This is a genomic window from Amycolatopsis benzoatilytica AK 16/65 (genome assembly GCF_000383915.1).
Classification (GTDB): domain Bacteria; phylum Actinomycetota; class Actinomycetes; order Mycobacteriales; family Pseudonocardiaceae; genus Amycolatopsis; species Amycolatopsis benzoatilytica.
Window position 1 is genome coordinate 7,421,796 of the sequence record NZ_KB912942.1, and the last position, 12,075, is coordinate 7,433,870.

Here is a 12,075-nt window from a genome sequence, read left to right on the forward strand (position 1 = left end):
GGCACACTGTGGGCATGAAAAAGCTGATCAGCACCGCAATCGCGGGGGTACTGGCGGTCGGGCTCGCCGCGTGCGGCGGCGGCAGCGGCGAGCAGACCCTGCGGGTCGGCACGCTGAGCGATTCCCGGCCGAACGCCTACCAGGAGAACGGCCAGTTCACCGGCTTCGACAACGAGCTGCTCAAGGACATCGCCGCCAAAGAGGGCCTGAAGCTGGAGTTCGTGTCGACCGATTTCTCCGCGTTGCTCGGCAGCGTGGCGAACGGCCGGTTCGACATCGGCAGTTCGGCCATCGCGCAGACCGACGAGCGCAAGAAGACGGTCGCCTTCAGCGACCCGTACAACTACCAGTCGCTCGGCATCGAGGCCAAGGCCGGATCTGGCGTAACCGATGAAAACTCGTTGGCGGGCAAGCGGATCGGCGTGGTGCAGGGCACTGTGTCGGACAGCTGGGTGGCCGCGAACGCACCGAAGGCGCAGGTTGTGCGGTTTCCGAACGACGCGGCCGCGCTGAGCGCGTTGAAGTCGGCGGCGGTGGACGGCGCGGTGTTCGACCAGGTCTCGGCCGAGGACTATGCGCGCAAGGACGCCGACCTCAAGGTCACCAAGGCGATCACCACCACGATTCCGCACGGGTACGCGGTGAAGAAGGGCAACGCCGAGCTGCTGGGCAAGCTGAACGACGGCATCAAGAAGGCCATCGCGGACGGTACCTGGCAAAAGGTGCACCAGGAGTTCGAGCCGAACATTCCGGTGCCGGCGGATTTCAAGACGAAGTAGCCTGATGGACCAATTCATCAACACCTTCTTCGACTGGGACTACATCTGGCAGGTCTTCCCGGACCTGCTCAAGACCGGTCTGCTGAACACGCTGATCCTCGCTGTGGCGTCCGCTCTGATCGGCACTGTGCTCGGCATGGTGCTGGCCGTCATGGGGCTGTCCGCGAAGCGCTGGTTGCGCTGGCCTGCCCGGATCTACACGGACATTTTCCGTGGCCTGCCCGCGATCCTGACCATCCTGGTGATCGGCCAGGGGATCGGGACGCTGGCTCGCGGGATCGTCGGGACCAATCCGTACCCGCTCGGCATCGCCGCGTTGAGCCTGATCGCCGCCGCCTACATCGGCGAGATCTTCCGCTCCGGCATCCAGAGTGTCGACAAAGGACAGTTGGAGGCCAGCCGCGCGCTCGGCATGAGCTACGCCAAGGCGATGCTGCTGGTGGTGATCCCGCAGGGCGTGCGCCGGGTGCTGCCCGCGCTGGTGAACCAGTTCATCGCGCTGGTGAAGGACTCGACGCTGGTGTACTTCCTCGGGTTCCTCACCTCGCAGCGCGAACTGTTCCGGATCGGCCAGGATCTGGCCGCGAACACCGGGAACCTGTCGCCGCTGGTCGCCGCCGGGTTCGTCTACCTGCTCATCACGGTGCCGCTGACGCACTTGGTGAACTACATCGACAAGCGGCTGCAGACCGGTCGCAAGGTCACGACGGAAAGCAACGAAATGCTCGCGGGCGGGGCGATATGAGTACGGCAGTGCGTTCTTCCTCGGTGGAGCTGCGCGACATCCACGTCAGCTTCGGCACGCTGGAAGTGCTGCGCGGGGTGGACCTGACGGTGCCCAGCGGCAGCACCACCTGCGTGATCGGCCCGTCCGGTTCCGGCAAGTCGACGCTGCTGCGCTGCGTGAACCGGCTGCAGGAACCGGACAGCGGCGATCTGCTGCTGGACGGGGAAAGCGTCATCGCGGCGGACCCGGACCAGCTGCGCCAGCGGGTCGGAATGGTGTTCCAGCACTTCAACCTGTTCGGCCACCGCACCGTACTGGACAACATCGTGCTGCCGTTGCGCAGCGTCAAGGGCCTGTCCAAAGAGGACGCGGTGGAGATCGCGCGGGCCCGGCTCGCCGAGGTCGGCCTCGCCGACAAGGCCCCGTACCGGCCGACCGCGCTGTCCGGCGGCCAGCAGCAACGGGTGGCGATCGCCCGGGCGCTGGCGATGGAACCGGAAGTGATGCTGTTCGACGAGGCGACCAGCGCGCTGGACCCGGAGCTGGTCAAGGGCATCCTGGACCTGATGGCAGGCCTGGCCGAGCGCGGTCTGACGTTGCTCGTGGTGACCCACGAGATGGGTTTCGCGCGGAGCGTCGCCGACGAGGTCGCCTTCATGGACGCCGGACGGATCGTCGAGCAGGGCACGCCGGAGCAGGTGTTCGAGACGCCGTCCAGCGCGCGGTTGCAGCAGTTCTTGTCGCAGGTGTTGTGACGGGATAATCCCAGCGTGTTCGCGTCGCGCACCGGGTAGCGTCGAAACCATGGCGACGATCTCGCAGCTCATCTACTACCCGGTCAAAGGCTGCGCTGGCATCTCCGTGCCGGCCACCGAGGCGACTGCGGCCGGGCTGGCGCACGACCGCGAGTTCATCGTCGTCGCCGAGGACGGAGACTTCCGCAGCCAGCGGAGGTTCCCGGTGATGGCTGCGATCAAGCCCCGGCTGACCGGCACGCGCCTGGAGCTGTCCGCGCCAGGCGTCGAAGACCTGGTGGTGGAGGTGCGCGAGGACGGTCCGCGGCACCCGGCGAGCACCTTCGGCTGGAACGGCGAGGGCGTGCACCAGGGCGCGGACGCCGCCGAATGGTTCTCCGCGGTGGTCGGCGAGCCGTCGGCCCTGCTGCGCGTGGCGCCCGGGCATGAGCGGGTGACCAGCGGCGAGACCGCCGGCACCGCGCGGTTCGCGGACGGGCACGCGATGCTGGTGGTCTCCGAGTCTTCCCTGGACGGCCTGAACGAGCGCATCGCCGAGAACGGCGGCGAGCCGGTGCCGATGGACCGGTTCCGGCCGAATCTCGTGGTGCGCGGCTGGCTGGAGCCGCACGCCGAGGACTCGGTGCGCCGATTGACGGCCGGCGGGGCGGAGCTGGGCTACGCGAAGCTGTGCGTCCGCTGCGCGGTGCCGATGGTGGACCAGGAGACCGGCGAGCGCTCCGGTCCGGAGCCGATCCGCACGCTCGCGAAGTACCACCGCGACCCCGACGGCGGCGTGCTGTTCGGGATGAAGGCCGCGGTGATCCGGCCCGGTCAGCTGGCGGTCGGCGACGCGGTGATCGTGCACTCCTCGGTCGGTCCGATCTTCAACACGGCGGCGGCGGAAGCGCCGTTGACCGCCACCGCGAGCCTGCCCGCCGAGTCGGTGTAGACCAGGTTCGCGCCGGGCGGCACGTCGCCGAAGGTCTGTCCGATCGTCGCCGGCACGGCGACGTGTTCGCTGTGCACGGTGACCGCGCCGGTCAGGCCGGTCAGCTCCAGGTCCGCGGGGGTGGCGGCGAGCTGCACGTTGCCGAAGTGGTCGACGGTCAGCACGTCTGAGACGAGTTTTTCGGGGAACGCGGCGACCAACGGGTCCGGCAGCCGCACGAGGTCCTCGACAGCGGAGCCGAAGGATCCCGGGTCCGCGCCTAGCGCGATACGCGCGGCGGTTGGTGCGAAGACGTCGCGGCCATGGAACGTTGCGGACACCGGGACACTGTCGATCGTGTACGCCGCGTACACGCCACCTAACGCCTCTGCGGCCGGGATAAGCAGGCCGTTGTCCGGGCCGACCAGTACGCCGTGCGCGGCGACCACCACGATGCCACGGCGGTCCGTGCCGACGCCTGGGTCGACCACCGCGAGGTGTACGGCTTCCGGAAGCGAAGGCACGGTCTGCGCGAGCACTGCCGCACCCGCGCGCACCTCCTGAGGCGGAACGAGGTGGGTCACGTCGAGAACGCGTACGTCGGGCGCTATCCCCGCGATGACCCCGTGGCACGCGGCGACGAAGCCGTCATGCAGCCCGTAGTCGGTCGTGAACGAGATCCAGCGGTAGGCCATGACCTGCATCATCCTCGCTGCCGAGGCCCGCGGGTTAGGGTGCAGCAGTGACGACGCTCGCCGATTACCCGAAGATCGCCGCCGGCAAGGTCCGGGACCTGTACGCGGTCGGAGACGACCACCTGCTCCTCGTGACCTCAGACCGCATCTCCGCCTACGACTTCGTGCTGGACACGCCGATCCCCGACAAGGGCCGCGTGCTCACGGCGATGAGCGTGTTCTGGTTCGAACAGCTGTCGGACCTGGTCTCGAACCATCTCGTCGCGTACGACGACGCGCGCATCCCCGCGGAGGTGCGCGGGCGCGCGCTGCTCGTACGCAGGCTCGAAATGCTTCCGGTCGAAGCTGTCGCGCGCGGGTACCTCACCGGCTCCGGGTACGCGGACTACCGGCGTACGGGGGCAGTGTGCGGTGTCGAGCTGCCTGCGGGCTTGGTCGAGGCATCGAAGCTGCCTTCGCCGATCTTCACGCCCGCGACGAAGGCCGCGATCGGCGAGCACGACGAGAACGTGTCGTTCGACGCCGTGGTCGCGACGATCGGCGCGAAGCGCGCGGAGGAAGTACGCGAGGCGACGCTCGCCATCTACCGCCGCGGTGCGGAACTGGCGGCGGAACGCGGAATCCTGCTCGCGGACACGAAGCTGGAGTTCGGGGTGGACGAGACGGGCGCGCTGGTGCTGGCGGACGAGGTGCTGACGCCGGATTCGTCGCGGTACTGGCCGGCGGACGGATACGAGGCGGGAAGGACGCAGCCGTCGTTCGACAAGCAGTACGTGCGCGATTGGCTGACCGGGCCGGAGTCTGGATGGGACCGCGCGTCGAACGAACAGCCGCCGCCGTTGCCGGAGGAAGTGGTGGAGGCGACGAGGAAGCGGTACGTGGAGGCGTACGAGCGGATGACGGGGTTGTCGCTGAAGGAGTGGCTGTAGGGAGGTAGCCGGCGAAGGCCCGGCCGAGGCCCCCAGGGAGAGAACCCCGAAAACTGTCAGCACCCCGTGACAGACTGCAACCATGACCACACCGTACGCAACACCGCGCGCGAGGGCGTTGGGCCTGGAGCTACGCGCGGCACGGGAGAGAAGAAGCCTGGGTGTAAGAGAGCTGGCCCGGTTGCTGGGGATGACGCCCGGCTTCGTGACGAACTGGGAACGAGGACTGCGGCTGCCGAAGCCGGAGGACATAGGGGCGGTACTGGCGCACTGCCGGGTGATCGGTGCGGACCGCAGGCGAATAGTGGAGATGGCGCGCGGAGCGCGAGAGCAGGACTGGATAGACAGCGGCGGAGAAGAGCCGTACCTGGAGTGGGAGCGCACAGCGGAGGCAGTGTTCGGCTGGGAGCCGGAAGTGGTGCCGCCGCTGTTGCAGACGAGCGCGTACGCGCGCGAGCTGCTGTACGCGCAGTACGCCGACGAGGTGGAGTCGCGGGTGGCCGGGAGGCTGGCCCGCCGTACGGTGCTCGAATCGGGAGTGCGGTGCGTGCTGGTGCTGGGAGAAGCGGCGCTGCGCAAGAGGGTCGGCGGCGCGCAGGTGATGACGGAGCAGCTGCGACACCTGCGCGCGGCAGTAACGGACGCCCGGGCCGACGTGCGCGTGGTCCCCGCGGGACGGCGGCCGGACCTAGGCCGGGCGTTCACGATCTTCGACTTCGCGGACCTGCCATCGATCGTCCACGAGCGGCTGCTGCGGGAGAGCGCGAGCAGCTCGAGTCCGGCGCGGGTGGCGAAGTATCGCGAGGTAGCCGGGATGCTGCTCGAAGTGGCACTGCCGAAGGCCGGAACGGAAGCCCTGCTGGACTCCGTGCTCCGGGGAAGGTAGCTGTGTTGATTGCCCCGGCTGTGTTTGATTGCCCCGGCTCCGCCGGGGCGGGCGGGAGCGCTTTTAAGTCGGCGTCTGGAGGGAGCGGCGCGCCCGGCCGGGGGGCCGGTCACGCCGCTCCCTCCAGACGCCGACGCGATCCCGCGGCTTGGGCGGGGGGAAGGGTGGCGGGGCGGTGGGGTGGGGTGGCGTGGGGGGCGGAAATGCGGCTGGGTGCGTTTCTGCTGGCACACTGGCGGTGTGCTTCTCCTCATCAGCGGCAGTTTGCGGGCTGGATCGGTCAACGCTGCTGTCATCGCGACTGCTGCCGGGTTCGCCCCGTCCGCTGTGTACGGCGGAATGGCGGGCCTGCCGCACTTCAATCCGGATCTTGATCGGGATCCGTTGGCTGGTGAGGTCGCCGCGTTGCGCGGGGCGATCGCCGCGGCGGACGGGGTGCTGTTCTGCACTCCGGAGTACGCGGGCGGGCTGCCGGGGGCGTTCAAGAACGTGCTCGACTGGACGATCGGCGGCGGGGAGATGTACGGCAAGCCGGTGGCGTGGATCAACGCGTCCTCGGTCGCCGCGCCGACTGGCGGCGCGGATGCGCATGAGTCGCTGCGGAAAACCTTGACGTACGCGGGAACCCGCATTGTCGACGAGGCTTGTGCGCGGATTCCGATTCCTCGGCACGCGGTCGAGGACGGGGCGCTCATCGACCCCGATCTGCGAGGTCGGGTCGCGGTCGCGGTGCGGCGCCTGGTCGAGGCGGCGAAACCCGCTACCCCGTGAGGCGGTGCGTCCAGCGGAGAACGCTGTCCCGGCAAGCCTCAGCCAGCACCCCGGCGATCGGCGTTGTCGCGCATGTCGGTAAGGCTGCCTGGCGGGCAAGGTAACTGTCCGCCGCATAAGTCTCACGCGTAGTTCACGGAGGCGTCAGGCGGTCGCCACACGGCTGCGGCGCAATGGAGGCGTGGATGCTCGCCTGCTGGTCTCGTTGTCCGGGGTCACTACGCGCACGCTGCACCGTGGTGCGCATCTGGCGGCCGAACTCGAACGCCGTCACGTCCCGCTCTCGATCCTGCATGTAGCGCGCACTGAGGACGGACCTGTGACGGCCTGGGTCCGTACGCGCGCCGAAGCAGGCGACTCCGTGTTGCTCAACGGCTACGACCACCGCGTCACGCCGACGCATCGCGCGGTGCACCTGGGGCGTAAGGCGGAGTTCGCGGCGCTCCCTGCGCATGAAGCGCGCCTGAGGCTCATCGCGGCGAAGGCGGCGCTCGACGCTACCGGTGTGGCTGTCGACGGCTTCGCGCCTCCGCGCTGGCTCGCGTCCGCTGGCACAGTGCAGGCACTGCGCGAGCACGGCTTCACGTTGTGCGCCGACCAGGCCGCTGTCCGCGACTTGGTGACCGGCGAAATCCGGCGCGCGCGGGTACAGGAGTTCTCGAGCCAGTCGCAGCGTACGGAGACGGTTCGCTGCTTCGCGCTGATCCTCGCGACTGCGCGCGCGGCCAGGCGCGGTGGACTCGTACGGCTCGGCATCGACGCTGCCGACCTGAGTCGGCCTGGCCTGAGGCAGGCACTGCTGGACGCGGTCGATGTCGCGCTGGAAAACCGCGCCTTCGGCAGCACGTACGGCTCGCTGCGGCACACCGCGGCGGCGTAGCGGCCACCCGAGAAGAATCCTTTCGAGGACCTACCGCCTCTAGTTGAGGTGTCGGCCATCCCGGCCGGCACGCCATACTGGAGGTCGAAGTGATTGTTGCCGGAATCGTCGTGGTCGCCTTGCTCGCTTGCACCTGCGCGGTCGCGCTGCGTCGGCGGAGCCGGTCCCGTGGCTGACTGGGCGAGCGAGAAGCTGGTTGACGCGGCCGTCGGCGGCGATGCCGAATCGATCGCCGCGCTGGTGTCCGGTTCTTATCCGCATGTGCGGCGGTTCGCGCACAGCCTGTGCGCCACCCAGGAAGACGCCGAGGATGCCGCGCAAGAAGCGTTGATCGTGCTCTACCGCAAGATCGGCACGCTTCGCGCGTCCGGTGCGCTGGCGGCGTGGATGTTCCGCATCGTCCGGCACGAATGCCTGCGCCGCGTCCGGCTGATCCGGTGGCGTCCGGAGCTGCCTTCCGCTGTGCCGTCAGCGGAAGACGCCGTGCTGCAGCGGCTCGAAGCCGAACGGATCGCGGCCGCGATCGCGGCGTTGCCGCCGGATCAACGGCAGGTCTTGATCATGCGGGACATCCAGGCCCACCCCGGGCGCATGGTGGCCGATGTCCTCGGCCTGAGCGTCGCCGCGATGAAATCCCGGCTGCACCGTGCCCGCGCGGCCATGCGGGACCACTTGACCTGTGGAAAGGAGCCGCGATGAACGACCATGGCACTTCCGTGCCGCGCCACCTGCTCCGCGGCCTGCTCGGATTCGGTGCGCTGGCCGCCGCCTTCGCGCTGCTCCCGGCGTTCGGCCCGGTCGGCCTGCTGCTCGCACCGGCCGGGCTGATCGCCCTGCGTGGCTGTCCGACCTGCTGGTTCGTCGAGTTGGCGGCGACGATCTCGGCAGGCCGGCTCCGCCGCGAATGCGTCGACGGCCGATGCGAACTCGTCCGTCCGGACTGAGCTCAGAGCTCGGTCGAAACGCCTCGGTCGAGCACCTTCACCTCGGTGCCTTCCGGCGCGAGGTGCTGGAACATCCCGTACGCCATCGCCGGGTTGGCGAGGATTGCCTCGTGGATCGGCACCGACCGGCGCGGCGCGACCGCGCGCAGGAAGTCCACCGCTTCGCCGAGCTTCAGCCACGGGGCGGCGGTGGGCAGGCCGAGCACGTCGACCTTTTGCTCGGGCACGAACAACGAGTCGCCCGGGTGGTAGAACGCGCCGTGGTCGATCAGGTAGCCGATGTTCGGGATCACCGGAATGTCGGCGTGGATCACCGCGTGCTCGCCACCGACGACCGACACCGCGGTGCCGCCGATCGTGAACGCGCTGCCCGGCTGGGCGACCTCGAACTCGAGGTGCAGGTTCTCGACCGTCTCGGCCGAGCCGGGGTCGACGATCAGCTTGGCGTCCGGGTTCGCGGCCAGGAGGGCCGGGAGGCGGTCGGCGTCCAGGTGGTCGAAGTGCTGGTGGGTGATCAGGACCGCGGACAGTTCACGCTCGGTCTCGAAGCCGGGCGAGAACGTGCCAGGGTCGATCAGGATGCGTTCGCTGGGGGTTTCGAGCAGTACGCAGGAATGTCCGAAATGGACGATCCGCATAGGGGTCTCCTTGTTTGGTCGTTCGAGTTCACCTTACGCCCGGGGGTCCGCCGCCCGGATGGCCCGTGAACGGCTCCTTGAGGTCCTTGGTGGCCCGTGAAGGACTCCTTCAGGGACTTGGATTCCGTGAAGGGGCCCTTGACGGACGCTGCTCGGACGCTGCTCGGGCGGGCGGGCGGGGGCAGGCGGTGCGTGCGGCGATGCCGGACCGATCGAGGACTTTCCGCCTCCCCGCTCGGGTGCCATGCTGGCCAGAGCCCGGGCAGCTGTTGGCAGTACGCCAGCAACCTCGTAGCCTGGGGGGTGAACCGAAGACGGGGAGACGCCGATGACCGCGGTCCAGCCGAAGCCGACGCACGTCGGTGAGACGTTCGATTCGCTCAGCCCGGCCACTGACGAGGTGGTCGGCACCTACCCGGTGAACACGGCCGAGGAGGTCAGCGCGGCAGTCGAGCGCGCCCGGGCGGCCGCGCGCTGGTGGGCCGACCTCGGCTTCGCCGGCCGCGCCGAGCGGCTGCAGCGCTGGAAGGGCGTGCTGACCCGGCGGCTGCCGCAGCTGTGTCAGGTCGTGCGGGACGAGACCGGCAAGCCGATCGCGGACGCGCAGCTGGAGAGCGTGCTGGCGATCGAGCACATCGCGTGGGCGGCTAAGAACGCCCGCAAGATCCTCGGCAAGCATCGCCGTTCGTCCGGTCTGCTGATGGCCAACCAGGCCGCGACCGTCGAATACGTGCCGCTGGGCGTCGTCGGCGTGATCGGGCCGTGGAACTACCCGGTGTTCACCCCGCTGGGCTCGATCGCGTACGCGCTGGCCGCGGGCAACGCCGTCGTCTTCAAGCCCAGCGAGTACACCCCCGGCGTCGGCAAGTGGCTGGTCGACGCGTTCGCCGAGATCGTGCCCGAGCAGCCGGTCCTGCAGCTGATCACCGGCTTCGGCGAGACCGGTGCCGCGTTGGTCGGCTCCGGCGTGGACAAGATCGCGTTCACCGGCTCCGCGGCCACCGGGAAGAAGATCATGGCCGCCGCCGCGAACACGCTCACGCCGGTCGTGATCGAGGCCGGCGGCAAGGACGCGCTGCTGGTCGACACCGACGCGGACCTCGAAGCGGCTGCCGACGCCACCGTCTGGGGTGCGTTCTCCAACTCCGGTCAGACCTGCATCGGCGTCGAGCGGGTCTACGTCCACGAACGCGTGGCTGACGAATTCGTCGCGAAGGTCGTCGAGAAGGCGAAGGACGTGCGCGCCGGCTCCGACGAGGATGCCCAGTACGGCCCGATCACCATGCCCTCGCAGCTCGCGGTGATCCGCCGGCACATCGCCGACGCCATCGAGCGCGGCGGGAAAGCGGTGGTCGGCGGAGTGGAAAGCGTCGGCGACCGGTACGTTCAGCCGACCGTTCTGGTCGACGTTCCGGAAGACTCCGAGGCAGTGCGCGAGGAGACGTTCGGGCCGACGGTCACCATCGCCAAGGTCCGCGACATGGACGAAGCGATCGAGAAGGCCAACGCGACCAAGTACGGCCTCGGCTCCACGGTGTTCTCCCGCTCGCGCGGCGCCGAACTGGCTGCCCGGCTGCGCGCGGGCATGACCTCGGTGAACGCGCCGCTGTCCTTCGCCGGCATCGCGTCGCTGCCGTTCGGCGGCGTCGGCGACTCCGGTTTCGGCCGGATCCACGGCCCCGAAGGGTTGCGTGAGTTCGCCCGGCCGAAGGCGGTGGCCCGGCAGCGGTTCACCGCTCCGCTCACGCTCACTTCCTTCTCCCGCAAGGAGTCGACCGACGCACTGGTCGCCAAGCTGGTCACCATCCTGCACGGCAAGCGCTAAAGGAGAACTGTGTCCGGCTTCGGCGATTTCCAGCACGAGATCTACTTCGCCGGGTTAGCGGGTCGGGTACCGGATTTGCCGATGGCGTACGCGGAGCTGGAATCCCGCGCGGCACAGGCGCTTCCGCCGTCCGTGCTGTCCTACGTGGCCGGTGGAGCGGGCGACGAGCGGACCCAGCGGGCGAACGTCGAGGCGTTCGAACGCTGGGGTCTGGTGCCGCGGATGTTCGTCGGGGCCAGCGCGCGCGACCTGTCGGTGGACCTGTTCGGCCTCAAGCTGCGATCACCGCTGTTCCTCGCACCGGTCGGAGTGATCGGCCTGTGCGCGCAGGACGGGCACGGCGACCTGGCGACCGCCCGGGCCAGCGCGCGAACGGGCGTGCCGATGGTCGCGTCGACGCTGAGCGTCGATCCGATGGAGACGCTCGTCCCTGAACTGGGGGACACTCCGGGGTTCTTCCAGCTGTACACGCCGACCGACCGGGAACTCGCCGCATCGCTCGTGCGGCGTGCCGAAGCGGCGGGTTTCCGCGGCATCGTCGTCACGCTCGACACCTGGGTCACCGGCTGGCGTCCGCGTGATCTGTCGACGGCGAACTTCCCGCAGCTTCGCGGGCATTGCCTGGCCAACTACTTCACCGACCCGGTGTTTCGGCAGCGGCTCGGCAAGTCTCCCGAGGACGACCCGGCGGCCGCCATCGGGTTGTGGGCGCAGCTCTTCGGCAACCCGCTGACCTGGGAAGACCTGCCCTGGCTGCGGTCTCTGACGAAACTGCCACTGCTGGTCAAAGGCATTCAGCATCCCGACGACGCGCGCCGCGCCATCGACGGCGGGGTCGACGGGATCTACTGCTCGAACCACGGCGGCCGGCAGGCCAACGGCGGTCTCCCGGCGCTCGACTGCCTGGCCGAAGTGGTCGACGCCGCGGACGGCACGCCAGTCCTGTTCGACTCCGGTGTCCGTTCCGGAGCCGACGTAGTCAAGGCGCTGGCCTTGGGCGCGACTGCGGTGGGTGTCGGCCGCCCGTATGCCTGGGGCTTGTCGCTGGCTGGCGAGGACGGCGTGGTCCATGTGCTGCGCACCTTGCTCGCTGAGGCCGACCTGATCATGGCGGTGGACGGCTATCCGACGCTGGCCCACCTCACTCGGGAAGCGCTGCGTCGGGTCGGGTAGTCGCGAGACTCAGACGAACAGCTAGCCAATCATCTCCGGACCGTCGCCACTGGCGGAGAATCCACAGTGGACGCTGAGCTCGCGAAGTGCGGTTACCGGGAAGAGCGTTCGCGCTAGCCTCGCCCATCCGGCAGATCGACGACAGCGTGGTTACCATCGGCGT

At 69.1% G+C, this 12,075-nt stretch carries 14 protein-coding genes; 12 read left to right on the forward strand and 2 right to left on the reverse strand.

Annotated elements, in window-relative coordinates; genetic code table 11:
• Positions 1 to 14 precede the first annotated feature (14 nt).
• Genes AMYBE_RS0134580 through AMYBE_RS0134595 form a run of 4 tightly spaced genes read left to right on the forward strand, consistent with a single transcriptional unit; the run spans position 15 to position 3,192 of the window.
• Positions 15 to 779 (forward strand): ABC transporter substrate-binding protein, encoded by a 765-nt coding sequence (locus AMYBE_RS0134580; protein WP_027928322.1) that lies wholly within the window; start codon positions 15 to 17, stop codon positions 777 to 779.
• 4 nt (positions 780 to 783) lie between these two features.
• A complete protein-coding gene (locus tag AMYBE_RS0134585; RefSeq protein ID WP_020663972.1) occupies positions 784 to 1,524 on the forward strand; it encodes an amino acid ABC transporter permease in 741 nt (246 codons plus the stop codon).
• Positions 1,521 to 2,261 (forward strand): amino acid ABC transporter ATP-binding protein, encoded by a 741-nt coding sequence (locus tag AMYBE_RS0134590; protein WP_027928323.1) that lies wholly within the window; start codon positions 1,521 to 1,523, stop codon positions 2,259 to 2,261. The genes AMYBE_RS0134585 and AMYBE_RS0134590 overlap by 4 nt, the downstream gene beginning before the upstream one ends.
• A 49-nt stretch (positions 2,262 to 2,310) precedes the next feature.
• Positions 2,311 to 3,192, forward strand: coding sequence for an MOSC domain-containing protein (locus AMYBE_RS0134595; RefSeq protein WP_020663974.1), 882 nt, complete (start codon positions 2,311 to 2,313; stop codon positions 3,190 to 3,192).
• Here the strand turns inward: AMYBE_RS0134595 and AMYBE_RS44430 are convergent.
• The gene (locus AMYBE_RS44430; protein ID WP_084470475.1) at positions 3,075 to 3,866 is read right to left on the reverse strand and encodes an SAM hydrolase/SAM-dependent halogenase family protein; all 792 of its coding nucleotides are present in this window, start codon (positions 3,864 to 3,866) and stop codon (positions 3,075 to 3,077) included. The two genes, AMYBE_RS0134595 and AMYBE_RS44430, sit on opposite strands and share 118 nt — an antisense overlap.
• Before the next feature lie 47 nt (positions 3,867 to 3,913).
• Between AMYBE_RS44430 and AMYBE_RS0134605 the strand changes: the two genes are divergently transcribed.
• The 6 genes from AMYBE_RS0134605 to AMYBE_RS0134630 all read left to right on the forward strand — a co-directional run bounded on the left by AMYBE_RS0134605 (position 3,914) and on the right by AMYBE_RS0134630 (position 8,276).
• Positions 3,914 to 4,795 (forward strand): phosphoribosylaminoimidazolesuccinocarboxamide synthase, encoded by an 882-nt coding sequence (locus tag AMYBE_RS0134605; protein WP_020663976.1) that lies wholly within the window; start codon positions 3,914 to 3,916, stop codon positions 4,793 to 4,795.
• Positions 4,796 to 4,877: 82 nt separating this feature from the next.
• Positions 4,878 to 5,681, forward strand: a complete 804-nt coding sequence (locus AMYBE_RS0134610) for a helix-turn-helix domain-containing protein (protein ID WP_027928324.1) — start codon at positions 4,878 to 4,880, stop codon at positions 5,679 to 5,681.
• Between the two features lie 240 nt (positions 5,682 to 5,921).
• Complete coding sequence (locus AMYBE_RS0134615; protein ID WP_084470476.1) at positions 5,922 to 6,452, forward strand: NADPH-dependent FMN reductase; 531 nt, start codon at positions 5,922 to 5,924, stop codon at positions 6,450 to 6,452.
• Positions 6,453 to 6,633: 181 nt separating this feature from the next.
• Positions 6,634 to 7,332, forward strand: coding sequence for a DUF2334 domain-containing protein (locus AMYBE_RS0134620; protein WP_020663979.1), 699 nt, complete (start codon positions 6,634 to 6,636; stop codon positions 7,330 to 7,332).
• A 168-nt stretch (positions 7,333 to 7,500) separates the two neighbouring features.
• Complete coding sequence (locus AMYBE_RS0134625; protein ID WP_020663980.1) at positions 7,501 to 8,031, forward strand: RNA polymerase sigma factor; 531 nt, start codon at positions 7,501 to 7,503, stop codon at positions 8,029 to 8,031.
• On the forward strand, positions 8,028 to 8,276 hold the full coding sequence (locus AMYBE_RS0134630) for a hypothetical protein (RefSeq protein WP_020663981.1): 249 nt from the start codon (positions 8,028 to 8,030) through the stop codon (positions 8,274 to 8,276). The genes AMYBE_RS0134625 and AMYBE_RS0134630 overlap by 4 nt, the downstream gene beginning before the upstream one ends.
• Positions 8,277 to 8,278: 2 nt before the next feature.
• On the opposite strand, the gene AMYBE_RS0134635 is transcribed toward AMYBE_RS0134630, so the two are convergent.
• Entirely contained in the window at positions 8,279 to 8,914 is a 636-nt protein-coding gene (locus AMYBE_RS0134635; RefSeq protein WP_020663982.1) for an MBL fold metallo-hydrolase, read from the reverse strand.
• 328 nt (positions 8,915 to 9,242) lie between these two features.
• Between AMYBE_RS0134635 and AMYBE_RS0134640 the strand changes: the two genes are divergently transcribed.
• Positions 9,243 to 10,739, forward strand: a complete 1,497-nt coding sequence (locus AMYBE_RS0134640) for an aldehyde dehydrogenase family protein (protein ID WP_020663983.1) — start codon at positions 9,243 to 9,245, stop codon at positions 10,737 to 10,739.
• A gap of 9 nt (positions 10,740 to 10,748) precedes the next feature.
• Complete coding sequence (locus tag AMYBE_RS0134645) at positions 10,749 to 11,912, forward strand: lactate 2-monooxygenase (RefSeq protein ID WP_020663984.1); 1,164 nt, start codon at positions 10,749 to 10,751, stop codon at positions 11,910 to 11,912.
• The last annotated feature ends 163 nt before the right edge of the window (positions 11,913 to 12,075 follow it).